The following is a 13,463-nucleotide window of genomic DNA, read 5'->3' as shown; positions in this document are numbered from 1 at the left end:
GAATAGAGAACGTGAGAGATGCGCAAGATACTCGTCGTGGGAGCCGGTCAGGCTGGTCTCCAGCTTGCCCTCGGACTCCAGTCGAAGGGGTACGAGGTCACCCTCATGTCCAACCGGACCGCGGACGAGATCCGCACCGGTCGGGTCATGTCGACGCAGTGCATGTTCGACACGGCGCTCCAGCACGAGCGTGACCTCCAGATCAACTTCTGGGAGCAGCAGGCCCCGAAGATCGAGGGCCTCGGCGTCTCGGTGGCCGCGCCCGACGCCGGCCGCGCCGTCGACTGGCTGGGCGAGCTCAAGGGGTACGCGCAGTCCGTCGACCAGCGCGTGAAGATGGCCGGCTGGCTGGACACCTTCGCGCAGCGCGGCGGGCAGCTGGTCATCCACGGCGCGTCCGTCGCCGACCTGGACTACTTCTCCCGTACGTACGACCTGGTGCTGGTCGCCGCCGGCAAGGGCGAACTGGTGTCGATGTTCGAGCGGAACGCGGCGCGTTCCCCGTACGACGCCCCGCAGCGCGCGCTGGCCGTCTCGTACGTGCACGGGCTCGCGCCGCGGCCGGAGCACCCGGACACCGAGGCGGTCCGCTGCAACCTTGTGCCGGGCGTCGGCGAGCTGTTCGTCATGCCCACCCTGACGACGTCGGGGCGCGCGGACATCCTGTTCTGGGAGGGCCTCCCGGGCGGCCCGCTCGACGTCTTCAACGGCGCGAAGGACCCGGCGGAACACCTGGCCCTCACGCTGGAGCTGATGGAGAAGTACACGCCCTGGGAGTACGCCCGGGCGACGAAGGTGGAGCTGACGGACGCGGGCGCCACCCTGGCGGGCCGCTACGCGCCGGTGGTGCGCAATCCGATCGGGCGGCTGCCGGGCGGCGGGCTCGTGTTGGGCGTGGCGGACGTGGTCGTGGCCAACGACCCGATCACGGGGCAGGGCTCGAACTCGGCCGCCAAGTGCGCCGCCTCGTACCTCTCCTCGATCCTGATGCACGGGGACAACCCGTTCGACGAGGCGTGGATGAAGGCCACCTTCGACAAGTACTGGTTCACCACGGGCAAGCCGGTGACCCAGTGGACGAACGCCATGCTGGGTGTCCCGCCGGAGCACGTACTGAACCTGATCGGTGCGGCCGGGCAGCTGCAGCCGGTGGCGAATCGATTCGCCAACGGCTTCGACAACCCGGCCGACTTCGACGCGTACTTCTACGACCCCGAGGACGCGGCGGACTACCTGGCGGAGGTGGCCTCTTCCGTGGCGTCCTCCGCGGCCGCCTCCGGGGCTTCCTCCGGGGCTTCTTCGGAGGAGTAGCCGGTGTCGTCCCCCTCCGCCGTCGCCGCCTCCGAGGTCGGTTCGGGCAGCGGCGGAGGGGTGAACTCCGCGAGCGGGGTCCCGTCGGGATCCGGCCGCACCGCCCCGAGCAGGGGGTTCGAGGCGATCGGGGACACCTTGACGCGGGCTCCGGGCCGGGGGGCCTGGATCACCTTCCCGCCGCCGATGTACAAGCCCACGTGCGTGGCCTTGGGGAAGTACACCACCAGGTCCCCGGGCCGCAGCTGGTCCAGCGGCACCTTCGGCAGCCGCGCCCACTGCTCCTGGCTGGTCCGCGGAATGTTCCGCCCGGCGTGCGCCCAGGCCTGCGAGGTGAGACCCGAGCAGTCGAAGGACGCCGGCCCCTCGGCGCCCCACACGTACGGCTTGCCGATCTGGGCCGCCGCGTAGGTGAGGGCCGCGCCACCGGCCGCGGTGGGCGTGCCGGTACGGGTGGGGAGCCGGCCGGAGCCCATCAACTCCCGCTGGGCGTCGGCGGTGTTCGCGGCCTCCCGCGCACCGAGCTGGGCGAGCTGCCGGGGGGTCAGCGAAGCCAGCATCCGCTCGACCTCCTTGAGCTGCGCCCCGACCTCGTCCTTCTGGGCCTTCTGCCGCGCCGCCAGGCCCTGCTGGGTCTCCAGGGCCTTGCGGGCCCGGGCGGCGAGCGCGTCCGCGTCGTTCTTGTTCTGCTTCAGCCGGTCCAGTACGCCGGCCCGCCGCGCCCCCTCGCGGGCGGCGAGCCGCCGCTCGTCGAGGGCGGACTGCGGGTCCTTGGCGAGCAGCATCCGGGCGTACGGGGAGAGCGCGCCCCGGGTGCCCTGGTACTGCTCGCGCGCCAGCCGCCCCGCCAGGGCCTTCTCGGCATCCAGGGCGCCCCGGGCCTTCCCGAGCTCGACGCTCCGCAGGCGCTCCTCGTCCTTCCCGGCCTTGAGCGCCACCTCGGTGGCGTTGTACGCCTCGCTGGCCTCTTCCGCCTTCTGGTACAGCCCCTGCAGCCGGGCGAGCAACACCCCGACGGACTCGGGGGCGGGTGCGGCGGGGGCCGCGGGGTTGGGTGCGGCGGGGTTGGCCGGCTCGGCGCCGGCCTGCGGGACGGGTCCGCCGACGAGGAACACTGCGGCGATGCAGGCAGCACGAAGCGGCCGCTGTGACATGGGATCACCTCCGAGGCGCCCGATGCTGCCACGCCCGGTATGACAAATCCCCCAGGCGGGTCGGCTGGGCGGGGTGGGGTCACCCGGTTGGGGGTACGGGTCCACGCGCGTGCGGGACTTCTCCCCCCTCGGGGCACGCCCCGCGGCGGCGGTTGCCCACCCGCCGCGGCGGGGGTGGGTGGGCGGGCCGGCAGTCCCGTACGGCGGGGTCGGGGGATGGCGGCATCCGAGCTGGCCGGAATCAGAGAGGTCTTGGGGGTTTCCCGTCAGTCCCATAGTCCTTCCGTGTCGGGACGGCCTGTCCAGGGCGCTCCTTCGTCGCGTCGCTTCGCGATGTCGCTGCGCTCCACCCTTGACAGGCCGTCCCGCCACGGAAAGACAAGAGACTGCCGGGAAACCCCCAAAAGAACGGGCCGGTCCGAGGATCAAGGACGGGCCGGTCAGGGATGTCCGGGCCGTCTGGGGAGGGGCCGGTCCCGAGCCCGGGCCCTCGAAGGTCGCTTCCCGAGCCGGGCAGGCGGCCCAGCTCCCCGAAACCCCGACCACAAGCGCCTCGGGGGAGGATGGGCGCGTCAAATCGCTACGCGCTCCTCGATGACGGCGTCCGACGACCGTCTGGGGCTGGTCTAGGCCGCGACGGATCGCTACGCGCTTCCCCCGATCAGCGTCCGACGGCCGTCCGGGGCTGGTCATAGGCCGCCACGGATCGGTACACAGCTGACGTCGTCCGGCGTCGATCAGCCCGGCGTGGGTTGGGCATAGGCCGCCCACGAAGGTCAGTTGAGACGCCTCGTGGGCGTCTGCGGGTCCGTTGAGTGGTTCTCGGCGTCCTGACGGAGTCGTATGTCGGTGATTTCAACCTCTCACTACGGCAAGAGGCATCACGGCGTCGCGAACAGCCACAAACAGCTTGCAGTCGCCCGCTTTGGGGTGTTTGTAGCGATTGTGGGCGGTTTATGTCCAGCCCCGGACGGTCGTCGGACGCCGAGCGGGAGAAGCGCGTAGCGATCTGGGGCGATTGCCCGTCTGACCTGCCGTCGGCGTCATTTGGTCGGTGTTTGGGGATGGTTGGGCTGCCTCCGACCCCGATAGCGGTCTGGAGGGGCCCGGGCCGAGGCCTGCCGCCGGGAACCCGGCCGTGCATCGCTGATGGGCCCGCCCTTTGAATCTCGGACCGGCCCGTTCTTTTGGGGGTTTCCCGGCAGTCTCTTGTCTTTCCGTGGCGGGACGGTCTGTCAAGGGCGGCCGCAGGCCGTCGCGAAGCGACGCGACCGAAGGGAGCGCCCTTGACAGGCCGGCCCGACACGGAAGGACTATGGGACTGACGGGAAACCCCCAAGACTTCTCTGATTCCGCCCGGCTCGGACCCCGCCACCGAAGCCCCGCCCCGCCCCGCCCCGCCCCGCCCCGCCCCGCCCCGCCCCGCCCCACCACTCCGCACAGCACTGCCCGTCCGCTCCCAGCCCCCGACCCCCGACCCCGGCCTCCAAGCGGCCGCCACCGCCCCGGGGCGTGCCCCGAGAGGGTGCAGGCCCTGCACGCGGGGAGTCCGTACCACCAGCCCGGACCCCCCGCCCTCGGAGTTCAGCTCGCCGCCTGCTTCACCAGTGCGGCGATCGTGGCCTCGTCGGCCGGGGTGAGCTCCTTCAGGGCGTAGGAGGTCGGCCACATCGTGCCCTCGTCGAGGCTCGCCTGGTCGCTGAAGCCGATGGTCGCGTACCTGGCCTTGAACTTCTCCGCGCTCTGGAAGAAACAGACGACCTTGCCGTCCCTCGCGTACGAGGGCATCCCGTACCAGAGCTTCGGCGCGAGGTTCGGTGCGCTGGCCTTGACGACGGCGTGGAAGCGTTCGGCCATGACGCGGTCCGAGTCCTGCATCTCCGCGATCTTCGCGACCACGGCGGCTTCGTCCTCCGCGGCCTTGTCGGCCTTCGAGCTGCGGCGCGCGTTGGCCCGCAGCTCCTTGGCGCGCTCCTTCATCGCGCCCCGTTCCTCGTCGGTGAATCCGTCGGAGGTGGTGTCGGTGGTCTTGTTCGCGTCCTGCATGGCTGTTTCCTCCCGTTGTGTGACGTTATGAAGAGTAGGGGGCGAGATGGTGCCCGTCAGCCCCACGCGCCGGCGATCTGGCGGGTCGTCGCGTTGAGACGGTTGAACATGTTCGTGACGCTGATCATCAGGATGATCGCGGCGAGCTGCTTCTCGTCGAAGTACGTGGAGGCGGTGTCCCAGATCTCGTCGTTCACCGCGTCGGGGCGGTCGGCCAGCCGGGTCGCGGCCTCGGCCAGGGAGAGGGCCGCCCGCTCCTCGTCGGTGAAGTACGGGGCCTCCCGCCACGCGGCGACCGTGGCCAGGCGCTCGTCGCTCACTCCGGCCTTGCGGGCCGTCTTGGCGCCGCCGTCGACACACGCGCTGCAGCCGTTGATCTGGCTGACCCGCAGGTGCACCAGCTCCAGCGTCTGGCCCTCCACGCCACCGGAGTGCACGGCCTTGAAGATCTCCTGGATGGGCTGCATCGCGCCGGACAGCACCATGGCGGGGTTCTGCATACGAGACTGCATCTGACTGCTCCTCTGTTTCCCGGTCTTCCCTTGCGGTGTGACTTCATGACAGCCGATCCGGCCCTCGTGGACGATGGCGATGGGACACCGTGGGACAGGCGGAACAGCCTTGACCAGCAGTGATTTGGGCCGAAATACTTCGGCCGGGGCGGGACAGAGAAGTGGGGTAACGGTGGACGTGCAACAGGACGTGCAACAGGACGAGCTGGCTGGCCGGCTACGGGCGCTGCAGGAACTGTCCGGGTTAGGCATACGGGCCCTCGCCCGCGACACCGGTCTGAGCTCCTCCTCGCTGTCGCGCTACCTCAGCGGCCAGACGGTGCCGCCCTGGCCCGCGGTGGTCGCACTGTGTCGGCTCGTGAAGCGCGACCCGCGCCCGTTGCGCCCCCTGTGGGAGCGTTCCTCGAACCCGCTGCCGGCGCCCCCGAAGGCCAGCCGCCAGGTGCAGCCGAGACCCCGCAACGACCTGCCGCGCGACGTCCCCGACTTCACCGGGCGCGCGGGCCGACTCGCCGACCTGCTCGCTGCGGTGGACAGCCACCGGCTGGTCGCGATCGACGGCATGGCGGGCGTCGGCAAGACGTGCCTGGCGGTGCACGCCGCGCACCGGCTCGCCGCCGACTACCCGGACGCCCAGCTCTACGTGGACCTGCACGGATTCACCGAGGGCCGGGAACCGATGGATCCCGACTCCGCACTGCGGATGCTGCTCGGTGCGCTCGACGTCCCCTCCGAGAGGGTCCCCCAGGAGGGGCTGGAACAACTGGCCGCCTGCTGGCGTGCGGAACTCGCCGGGCGACGGGCCGTCGTCGTCCTCGACAACGCCGCCGACGCCGACCAGGTCCGCCCGTTGCTCCCCGGCGCGGGCCCCTCCGTCGTCCTGATCACCAGCCGCAACCGGCTGCTGGGCCTGGACGAGGTGCCCCCGGTCTCGTTGGACGTGCTGAGCCCCGAGGAGAGCGCGGAGCTGCTGACCCGTGCCAGCGGCGCCGACGCCCGACTGTCCCGGGACCCTGACTCCGCCGCCGAGGTCCTGCGACTGTGCGGCCACCTGCCCCTGGCCCTGCGCCTGGCCGCGGCCCGGCTACGCCACCGACCCGGCTGGACCGTGGGCGTCCTGGCGGAGCGGCTGTCGCAGGGCGCGGGCGAGTTCGACGCCGCGTTCGCCATGTCCGTCAGGCAGCTGGACCGGGCCCAGGCCCGCCTGTTCCGCCTCCTGGGCCTGCTGCCCGGGGGAACCTTCGACGAGTACGTGGTGGCGGCCCTGGCGGACCTGCCCCTGGGCAGCGCCCGCGCGATGCTGGAGGACCTCCTCGACGCGCACCTCGTCCAGCAGCCGACGGCGGACCGCTACCGCCTGCACGACCTGGTGCACCAGCACGCACGCCGGGCCTGCGCGGAACAGGATTCCCAGGCCGACCGCGAACGGGCACTGGGCCGCTTCCTCGACTACTACGTCCACGCGGCGGCCGCAGCCGATGCCGCGATGCCCGTCCTGGCACCCGGCCGAACCCCCTCCGCGGGCCGGCGCCCCGCCGAGCTGCCGCAGTTCGCCGACAAGAACAAGGCCCTCGCCTGGCTCGCCGCGGAGTACGAGAACATGATCGCCGCCTTCGAGACGGCAGCCGCCGTCGGCGCCGACGTCCACGTGTGCGAGCTGCCGCGCTTCCTGCGCGCGTACTTCGCCCGCCGCTGCGGCACCACGCACCTGAACTACCTCTTCGAGCGCTCGCTCGCCGCCGCACAACGCCTCGGCGACCCGCTCCAACTGGCCGAAGCCCACAGCGACCTGGGCTTCGCCCGCTACAACGCGGGTCGGATGGCCGAAGCCGCCGCCGCGTACGAGGCCGCGGAACGCCAAGGCGACACCCGGTCGGCAGCCGAACTGGCCATCCGTCGCGGCTACCTCAGCTGGGACGAAGGCAATGTCGAAGAACCCCTGGAACTCTTCCGACAGGCCGCACAGCTCTACGAGGAAGCCGACTGTCCCACCGGCGCTGCCCATGCAGCCGCCTCCGAGGCCTGGTCCCTCCTGCAACTGGGCCACCGCGACCAGGCGGCCCAGCGCGCCCGCGAGGTGCTGGACATCCCCCACGCGGACCCCGCGTGGCCGCCCACCCTGACCGCTCGGATCACCCTCGGCGTGGCCATCGCCGCCGAAGCACCCGACGAGGCCACGGCGCACCTGCACGGCGCGCTGGCACTGGCCCGCGAAGACGGCCACATGAACAACGAGGCATGGTGCCTCAACTGCCTCGGCGTCGCACTGCGCCAGATGGGCCGCTACGAAGAGGCACTCGCCAGCCACCGCGAGGCGTTCGCCCTCTTGGACGAGCTCTTCGAGGACCACTGGAAGATCCGTTTCCTCAACGCCTACGCGGAGACCTGCCGCCTCGCCGGCCTGCCCGACGAAGCCCTCCGGCTGCACCGCCAGGCACTGGAGCTGGCCCCGAAGCTGGGCTACCGGCACGAGGAGGCCCTGGCCCACCAGGGAATCGCGACCCTGCTCGACGAGACCGACCCGACCACAGCCGCCGAGCACCGCGCGGCGTCCGAATCCATCCCCGGCCGGCTGTGACCAGCTCCGGACGGCCGTCGGACGCCGAGCAATGAGGAGCGCGTAGCGATCTGCCGTGCCTGCTGTATGCCGAGGGGCCTGTGGTCGCTGGTCGGCTACGGCTGGCCGGCCGCCTGCCCGGTTCGGGGAAGCGGCCAGGAGGGCCCGAGGCCGAGCGCGCCCCACCGGAGCGGGGCCGGACAGCCCGACCACCGCCTCCTTGAAGGTTTGGCCCGCCCCGGAAGGACGATGGGACTGACGGGAAGCCCCCAAGCCCTCCCTGATGCCGCCCAGCGGTCACCCCCGCAGCAACCGCCCCTTGGCCGTCGTGAACTCCTCCGGGGTCAGCAGCCCTTCCTGCGCCAGGGCGGCCAATTGCGTCAGCTCCGCCACCAGCTCGCCCGCCGGGACGCCCTCAGGATGGCCGGGCTCCGGCTCAGGCGAGGGCGCCGGCCGCACCGCCTCGGGCTCCACCGGCTCCGGCCCCACCGGCTCCGGCTCCTCCGCCTCCCACTCCACCGGCTCCGGCTCGATCGGCCCGGTCGTCCTCCAGCGCACCCCGTGCCGTGGCTCGTCCACGTCCACCGTGCCCGTGTCCGTCCCCGTGGCCCGAGCCAGCAGCCCCCGCAGCAGGGGGTGCCCCGCGGGCCGGTCCGCCGATCGCACTGTCACTCCCACCGGACGGATGAACATCAGGAAGCCTCCACCTGGGGGTCGGGTGCCACCCGATCCGCCGGAATCCGTACCGCTCCCGCGATCCGCCCGCCCGCCGCCCGTACGGCGATCGCCGCGTCCTCGGCCCAGACGTGTTCGACCAGCAGCAGCAACGCACAGCTCCCGCGTTCGAGCAGCTCCGCTGCCTCCCGTACGTCCTCCGGGCCGATCAGTCGGGCCGCCTCCCGCCCCGTCAGCAGGCCCTGTAGCTCCACGAACTCGTCGAACTCCGCCGCGAGCACTTCCCCCGCCGCGGTCCTCGTGGCCACGAGTCCGTCGATCAACCGGACCACTCCCGTCTTGCGCAGGCCCATCACGGCCTCCACCGCGGGCACCCGCAGCTGCTCCTCCGGGAAGGCGAGGACGATGAATTCCACAGGCCCCATGAGTTACCTCCGCTCCCACCCCTACCGACCTACCGACCTACCGACCTACGGACCCGACCAACCGACCTGACCATTTCTGACGACTCTTCGGCACACTATGACATAAGCGGACATAGCATCCATCCGCTTGCTACGTTTCGGTGCATGACCGCTCTGACGGCACAGGTGGCGGAGCCCGCCCCGCCCCCACCCCCCGACGCCCGTGCCCCCAAGCGGCGCGGGGTCGAGCTGGCGCTCCTCGCCGGAGCCGTCCTGATCTCCGTCCTCGGCCACCTCTACGTCGGCCTCGCCACCACCGGCCGCGTCCCCGCCCTCGCCCCCCGCTACGCCGGCGGCCTCGCCGCGGCCGCCCTGTTCGCGCACGTCGCCGTGCGCCTGCGGGCCCCGTACGCCGATCCCCTCGTGCTCCCCATCGCCGTCCTGCTCAACGGCCTCGGCCTCGTCCTCATCCAGCGCCTCGACGCGACCACTCCCGCCCACCTCACCGCCGGGGACCAACTCCGCTGGTCCGCGCTCGGGATGGCGCTCTTCGTCATCGTCGTCGTGCTCCTGCGCGACCACCGCGTGCTCCAGCGCTACGCCTACCTCTCCGTGGCCGCCGCGCTCCTGCTGATGCTCGTCCCCGTCTTCTTCCCGGCCGTCAACGGCGCCCACATCTGGATCCGCTTCGCCGGACTCTCCTTCCAGCCCGGGGAGTTCGCCAAGATCCTGCTCGCGATCTTCTTCGCCGCCTACCTCGCCGCGAACCGCACCGCCCTCGCCCTCACCGGCCGCCGCCTCTTCTGGAAGCTGCGCCTGCTCCCCGGCCGCGTCCTCGGCCCGATCCTCGCGATCTGGCTGCTCAGCGTCGCCGTACTCGTCCTGGAGCGCGACCTCGGCACTTCCCTCCTCTTCTTCGGCCTCTTCGTGATCATGCTGTTCACCGCCACCGGCCGGATCGGCTGGATCGCCATCGGCCTGCTCCTCGCCGGCCTCGGCGCCTACGCCGTCGGGACCTTCGAGCCGCACGTGAACAGCCGCGTCGACGACTGGCTGAATCCTTTCGCCTCCATCGACCGCGGCGAGGGCCCAGGCCAGCTCGCCCAGTCGCTCTTCGCGTTCGGCGCCGGCGGCCTCCTCGGGGCGGGCCTCGGGCACGGCCAGTCCTTCCTCATCGGCTTCGCCGCCAAATCGGACTTCATCCTCGCCACGGCCGGCGAGGAGCTCGGCCTCGTCGGCCTCGCCGCGATCCTGCTCCTCTACGGGCTCCTCGTGGCCCGCGGGTTCCGCGCCGGGCTCGCGCTGCGCGACCCCTTCGGCCGGCTGCTCGCCACCGGGCTCTCCTCGATCGTCGCGCTCCAGGTGTTCGTCATCGCCGGCGGCGTCACCGGGCTGATCCCGCTGACCGGCATGGCCATGCCCTTCCTCGCCCAGGGCGGCTCCTCCGTCGTCACCAACTGGATCATCGTCGCCCTGCTGATCCGGCTCAGCGACAGCGCCCGCAGACCCCGACCCGCACAGGAACCCACCCGGTCACCCACCCAGGAGCCATCAGCGTGATCCGCTACATCCGCTGGTGCGCGTACTTCTGCGCGGCCCTGCTCGTGGCCCTGCTGGTCAACGTCGCCCGCGTGCAGGTCTGGGAGTCCGCCGCGTACGGCGCGAACCCGGCCAACAAGCGCCCCGTCATCGAGCGCTACGCCGAGCCCCGCGGCGACATCCTCGTCGACGGCCGCCCCGTCACCGGCTCCCGCGACAGCGGCCAACTGCTGCGCTACGAGCGCACGTACAAGAACGGCCCGCTCTACGCCCCCGTCACCGGCTTCTCCTCCCAGACGTACGGGACCAGCTTCGTGGAGCGCGCCGAGGACGCGATCCTCTCGGGCGCCGACCCGGGGCTGTCCGCCTTCCCCCTCTGGTACGAGCTCTCGCGCGGCCGCCCTGCCGGCGGGAACGCCGTCACCACGATCCGCGCCGCCGCACAACGGGCCGCCTACACGGGACTCGCGGGCAAACGCGGAGCCGTCGCCGCGATCGAGCCGGCCACCGGGAAGATCCTCGCGCTGGTCAGCAGCCCCTCGTACGACCCGGGCCTGCTCTCCGGTACGGGCGCGCAGGTCAAGGACGCCTGGGCGCGGCTGAACGCGGACCCCGCCAAGCCGATGCTCAACCGGGCGCTGCGCGAGACGTACCCGCCCGGCTCCACCTTCAAGATCGTGACGGCCGCGGCCGCCCTCGACGCGGGCGTGGTCACCGATGTGGACGCCCCGACCGAGACCCCCGACCCGTACCCGCTGCCCGGGACCAGCACCCTGCTGCCGAACGCGGGCACGGGCTGCCAGGACGCCTCGATGGCGGACGCCGTGCAGTGGTCCTGCAACACGGTGATGGCGAAGATCGGCGTACGGGTCGGTCTGCGCGGGATGGTGGAAGCGGCGGAACGCTTCGGCTTCAACGACGACGGACTGCGCGTGCCCTCCTGGGTCTCGCGCTCGAACTTCGACACCGACATGAGCCAGGACCAGCTGGCCCTCTCCTCCATCGGGCAGTTCAACACCAAGGCCACGCCCCTGCAGATGGCGATGGTGGCGGCGGCGGTCGCGAACGGCGGCGAGCTGAACGCCCCCTACCTGGTGGAACGGACCACACAGGACGACGGGGACCAGGTCCGCCGCGGCGCCCAGCGCAGCCTGGGCCGGGCCATGAACCCGGCCACCGCGATCCGGATGCAGCAGCTGATGGTGAAGGTGGTGGAGGGCGGGACGGGCAGGAACGCGGCGATCCCGGGCGCGGTCGTCGGCGGCAAGACCGGCACCGCGCAGCACGGCGTCGGCAACGCGGGAACCCCGTACGCGTGGTTCATCGCCTGGGCGAAGGCGGAGGGCGCACCGCTGCCGGCGGTCGCGGTGGCGGTGGTCGTCGAGGACGCGTCGGCGGACCGCGGCGAGATCAGCGGCAACCTGGCCGCCGCCCCGATCGCGCGGGCGGTGATGGAGGCGGCGCTGTCCGCGCGCTGAGCTGTCCACACCCTGAAGGTCGGTAGCGGCGCGCGGACCCGGCCTGATAGCCGTACGGCCATCACCTACGAACTCGCCCAATTGAATCCTCCCCCAGCTGAAGCAGGGGGATTCCTGGCTCACGCTGCCTGCGGGTCAGCGACTCGACAGGTCTTCCACGATCAACACCAGCCGGGTTGAAACCAGCCCGGTTTGGTACGGCAATGCTTGGAGGTGCATGTGCTGTCTTGGCTCTCGATCAGCACGGTGTACGCGCTTGGTTCTCGCAACGCACAGCACACACTTTACCCGGTCATGTGGCGCGACAAGGGCGCGCTGACCACCTTCATGTATCAGGGCCTGCACCGCGAGCTGCTGTCCCGCCGCCGGGAGTTCTTCGAGCACGTGACCGAGGCCATGGCGGCCCTGTGGTGGGTCCCGGCGGGGGAGCGCCCGACGGTCGCGGACGCGGAGCGGCGCATCCGGCACCTGCGCGAGCACGGCCCGACGCCGCACGCGTTCACGCTGCGTAGCTCCTTCCCGCCCGCGCCGTAGGCCGTCCCGGGGCGGGCGGCCCGTCGATTAAGGTCGTGGAGGCAGCGAACCGCGTACCCCACGCACGACCCACGACCCACCCCGAGGAGCAGCCGTGAGCGAGCCCGCGTCCACCGCACTGCAGCAGGAGATCGCCCGGGAACTCCTGGTAGGCGAGACCTTCGACGCGGAGCGCGAGATCGAGCGACGGGTGGCCTTCCTCGCCGAGCGGCTCACCTCTACCGGCCTGCGCTCCCTCGTCCTCGGCATCAGCGGCGGCGTCGACTCCACCACCGCCGGGCGGCTGTGCCAGCTCGCCGTGGAGCGGGCCCGCGCGGCCGGCCACGAGGCGACCTTCTACGCGATGCGCCTGCCGTACGGGGTCCAGGCCGACGAGAAGGACGCCCAGCTCGCCCTCTCCTTCATCCGCGCCGACCAGGTCCTCACCGTCGACGTGAAGCCGGCCAGCGACGCCGCCCTCGCGGCCTCGCTCGCCGCCGGAGTGGCCTTCCGCGACGCGCACCACCAGGACTTCGTCCAGGGCAACATCAAGGCCCGCCAGCGGATGATCGCGCAGTACGCGGTGGCCGGCGCGCACGACGGCCTGGTCGTCGGCACCGACCACGCCGCCGAGGCGGTCTCCGGCTTCTTCACCAAGTTCGGTGACGGCGCCGCCGACCTGGTCCCGCTGACCGGCCTGACCAAGCGCCGGGTGCGCGCCGTCGCGGACGCCCTGGGCGCCCCCGCCGAGCTGGTGTGGAAGGTCCCGACGGCCGACCTGGAAACCCTCGACCCGGGCAAGGCCGACGAGGACGCGCTGGGCGTCACGTACGACGACATCGACGACTTCCTGGAGGGCAAGCCGGTGGACGAGCGCGCCTTCGAGATCATCGTCCGCCGCTACCGGCTCACCGAACACAAGCGACAGCTGCCGATCGCGCCGTAGCGCCTGCGGCGCGCGCCCAGCCGTGACCCCCCTGGCCCACCGGGTGCGCGGCGCCCGCCCCGGCACCTCCCAGCCCAGCCGGACCACGCGTGCGGCACCCGCCGAGCCACACCCCGCCGAGCCGGACCCCGCCGAGCCACACCCCTCCGGGTCGCACCCATCCGAGCCGGACCCATCCGGGTCGGACCCCGCCGAGCCGGACCCATCCGGGTCGCACCCCGCCGAGCCACACCCCGCCGAGCCCCCACCCAGCCTCGCCGGCGTTTGAGGCGCGGGGTCTGGGGCGGAGCCCCAGGGAACGGTGGAAGGGCGGGTAGGGGACGGCTCC

10 protein-coding genes and 1 pseudogene are annotated in these 13,463 nt (G+C 72.0%); 6 read left to right on the top strand and 5 right to left on the bottom strand.

Translation table 11 applies throughout. The features are described 5' to 3' along the window. Positions 1-18: 18 nt before the first annotated feature. Positions 19-1,311: a styrene monooxygenase/indole monooxygenase family protein gene (locus ACFV9H_RS26560; protein ID WP_385402719.1), complete on the top strand. Its 1,293-nt coding sequence runs from the start codon at positions 19-21 to the stop codon at positions 1,309-1,311. On the opposite strand, the gene ACFV9H_RS26555 is transcribed toward ACFV9H_RS26560, so the two are convergent. The 3 genes from ACFV9H_RS26555 to ACFV9H_RS26545 all read right to left on the bottom strand — a co-directional run bounded on the left by ACFV9H_RS26555 (position 1,230) and on the right by ACFV9H_RS26545 (position 5,023). Continuing rightward, positions 1,230-2,465, bottom strand: coding sequence for an NlpC/P60 family protein (locus ACFV9H_RS26555; RefSeq protein ID WP_385402716.1), 1,236 nt, complete (start codon positions 2,463-2,465; stop codon positions 1,230-1,232). The two genes, ACFV9H_RS26560 and ACFV9H_RS26555, sit on opposite strands and share 82 nt — an antisense overlap. A 1,584-nt stretch (positions 2,466-4,049) precedes the next feature. Beyond that, on the bottom strand, positions 4,050-4,511 hold the full coding sequence (locus ACFV9H_RS26550) for an iron chaperone (protein ID WP_385402714.1): 462 nt from the start codon (positions 4,509-4,511) through the stop codon (positions 4,050-4,052). A gap of 56 nt (positions 4,512-4,567) precedes the next feature. Continuing rightward, positions 4,568-5,023 carry a carboxymuconolactone decarboxylase family protein gene (locus tag ACFV9H_RS26545; RefSeq protein WP_385402711.1) on the bottom strand — a complete coding sequence of 152 codons (456 nt, stop codon included), beginning with the start codon at positions 5,021-5,023 and terminating at the stop codon, positions 4,568-4,570. 172 nt (positions 5,024-5,195) lie between these two features. On the opposite strand from ACFV9H_RS26545, the gene ACFV9H_RS26540 reads away from it, so the two are divergent. Continuing rightward, positions 5,196-7,601: an ATP-binding protein gene (locus tag ACFV9H_RS26540; RefSeq protein ID WP_385402709.1), complete on the top strand. Its 2,406-nt coding sequence runs from the start codon at positions 5,196-5,198 to the stop codon at positions 7,599-7,601. A 276-nt stretch (positions 7,602-7,877) separates the two neighbouring features. On the opposite strand, the gene ACFV9H_RS26535 is transcribed toward ACFV9H_RS26540, so the two are convergent. Continuing rightward, positions 7,878-8,273, bottom strand: coding sequence for an SHOCT domain-containing protein (locus tag ACFV9H_RS26535; protein ID WP_385402707.1), 396 nt, complete (start codon positions 8,271-8,273; stop codon positions 7,878-7,880). Next, positions 8,273-8,680 carry a DUF6325 family protein gene (locus tag ACFV9H_RS26530; protein ID WP_385402705.1) on the bottom strand — a complete coding sequence of 136 codons (408 nt, stop codon included), beginning with the start codon at positions 8,678-8,680 and terminating at the stop codon, positions 8,273-8,275. The genes ACFV9H_RS26535 and ACFV9H_RS26530 overlap by 1 nt, the downstream gene beginning before the upstream one ends. Positions 8,681-8,824: 144 nt before the next feature. Between ACFV9H_RS26530 and ACFV9H_RS26525 the strand changes: the two genes are divergently transcribed. The 4 genes and pseudogenes from ACFV9H_RS26525 to nadE all read left to right on the top strand — a co-directional run bounded on the left by ACFV9H_RS26525 (position 8,825) and on the right by nadE (position 13,135). Further along, positions 8,825-10,219, top strand: coding sequence for an FtsW/RodA/SpoVE family cell cycle protein (locus ACFV9H_RS26525; RefSeq protein ID WP_385402703.1), 1,395 nt, complete (start codon positions 8,825-8,827; stop codon positions 10,217-10,219). Continuing rightward, positions 10,216-11,676: a penicillin-binding transpeptidase domain-containing protein gene (locus ACFV9H_RS26520; protein WP_385402701.1), complete on the top strand. Its 1,461-nt coding sequence runs from the start codon at positions 10,216-10,218 to the stop codon at positions 11,674-11,676. The genes ACFV9H_RS26525 and ACFV9H_RS26520 overlap by 4 nt, the downstream gene beginning before the upstream one ends. Positions 11,677-11,970: 294 nt before the next feature. After that, positions 11,971-12,210 (top strand): annotated as a pseudogene (locus tag ACFV9H_RS26515) (DUF3291 domain-containing protein); the annotation flags it as partial. 94 nt (positions 12,211-12,304) lie between these two features. Then, entirely contained in the window at positions 12,305-13,135 is an 831-nt protein-coding gene (nadE, locus tag ACFV9H_RS26510; RefSeq protein WP_385402698.1) for an ammonia-dependent NAD(+) synthetase, read from the top strand. Positions 13,136-13,463: the final 328 nt, after the last annotated feature.

The organism is Streptomyces sp. NPDC059874 (assembly GCF_042731135.1).
Lineage (GTDB): Bacteria > Actinomycetota > Actinomycetes > Streptomycetales > Streptomycetaceae > Streptomyces.
Note: the sequence above shows the minus strand (reverse complement) of the source record. Positions and strands in the feature narration are given on the sequence as shown.